The sequence below is a fragment of the Streptomyces sp. adm13(2018) genome (genome assembly GCF_008042145.1).
Classification (GTDB): domain Bacteria; phylum Actinomycetota; class Actinomycetes; order Streptomycetales; family Streptomycetaceae; genus Streptomyces.
Window position 1 is genome coordinate 1 of sequence record NZ_RDBH01000256.1, and the last position, 1,637, is coordinate 1,637.

Here is a 1,637-nt window from a genome sequence, read left to right on the forward strand (position 1 = left end):
CCGCCCCGGGTACTCGCCGCCCGCCGCCCCACCCGCCAGCTCCAGGTCGGCAAGGTCGGCGTGGGCAGCCGGTCGCCGATCTCGGTGCAGTCGATGACGACGACACTCACCTCGGACGTCAACGCCACGCTCCAACAGATCGCCGAACTCACCGCCGCGGGCTGCGACATCGTACGGGTGGCCTGCCCCTCCCAGGACGACGCGGACGCACTGCCCGCGATCGTCGCCAAGTCGCCGATCCCGGTGATCGCGGACATCCACTTCCAGCCGCGGTACGTCTTCGCCGCCATCGAGGCGGGCTGCGCCGCGGTCCGCGTCAACCCCGGCAACATCAAGAAATTCGACGACCGGGTCGCGGACATCGCCCGGGCCGCCAAGGACCACGGCACCCCCATCCGCATCGGCGTCAACGCCGGCTCCCTGGACGCCCGGCTGCTGAAGAAGTACGGCAGGGCCACCCCCGAGGCCCTGGTGGAGTCGGCGCTGTGGGAGGCGGGCCTCTTCGCCGAGCACGACTTCCACGACCTGAAGTTCTCCGTGAAGCACAACGATCCCGTCGTCATGGTCCGCGCCTACGAGCTCCTCGCCGAGGCCTGCGACTACCCCTTGCACCTCGGCGTCACCGAGGCCGGCCCCGCCTTCCAGGGCACCGTCAAGTCGGCCGTCGCCTTCGGCGCGCTGCTGCGCCAGGGCATCGGCGACACGGTCCGCGTCTCGCTCTCCGCGCCGCCGGTCGAGGAGGTCAAGGTCGCCGACCAGATCCTCCAGTCGCTCAACCTGCGCCCGCGGAAGCTGGACATCGTCTCCTGCCCGTCCTGCGGCCGCGCCCAGGTCGACGTCTACAAGCTCGCCGCCGAGGTGAGCGCCGGCCTGGAGGGCATGGAGGTGCCTCTGCGCGTCGCCGTGATGGGCTGCGTCGTCAACGGCCCGGGAGAGGCCCGCGAGGCCGACCTCGGCGTCGCCTCCGGCAACGGCAAGGGCCAGATCTTCGTGAAGGGCGAAGTCATCAGGACCGTACCGGAGTCGAAGATCGTCGAGACCCTGATCGAGGAGGCACTACGACTCGCCGACGCCTTCGACACCACCACCCTGGGCACCGGCGTCCCCGAGGTGACGGCCGTGGGCTGACGCCCCCGGCCTCCACTGCGGCAAGGGTGTTCCGCCCGGCGGGCGGGATACCCGTCCGCACCGGCGCGCAAAGGGTGGTGCAGAATGCTCAGCCCGCAGCATCCCACCCATACAGGAGAAAGGCCCGGAACTGAGCCTTCTGCAACACCCTTTAGCCGGGCAGGAACCGGAGGCTTGGCGCTGTCCTGGGGTAGGACCTCGAAACCCGGACGCGCAGTTCTCAGCCCGCCCACTGAAGCGCACAGTCACACCCATGTACGCCCGGGCACGCCTATGGTCTCTGGCGTGGTGGAGTACGTGTAGTGCGAATGCTCGGCATCACCGAGCAGACCGCCGTACGCGCCCTCGGTGCGGTCACGCGAATCGCACACCCAAGCTGCCCGGCCAGGTCGTCTGGCTCAGTCCTGGAGGGTGGCGAGCCAGTCGGTCAGCATGCTGTTGACCTCGTCGGGGCGTTCCTGCTGGATCCAGTGGCCGCAGCCGTCCAGGAGGTGGGAGGCGGACAGGGC

Annotated in this window: 2 protein-coding genes; one reads left to right on the forward strand and one right to left on the reverse strand. The window is 69.8% G+C overall.

The window, feature by feature from the left end; genetic code table 11:
* A partial coding sequence (ispG, locus tag EAO70_RS36250; RefSeq protein ID WP_148007035.1) for a flavodoxin-dependent (E)-4-hydroxy-3-methylbut-2-enyl-diphosphate synthase occupies nucleotides 1-1,128 on the forward strand: 1,128 nt, incomplete at its 5' end.
* A gap of 398 nt (nucleotides 1,129-1,526) precedes the next feature.
* Here ispG and EAO70_RS39865 read toward each other — a convergent pair.
* On the reverse strand, nucleotides 1,527-1,637 hold a 111-nt coding region (locus tag EAO70_RS39865), incomplete at its 5' end, for an alpha/beta fold hydrolase (protein ID WP_315986268.1).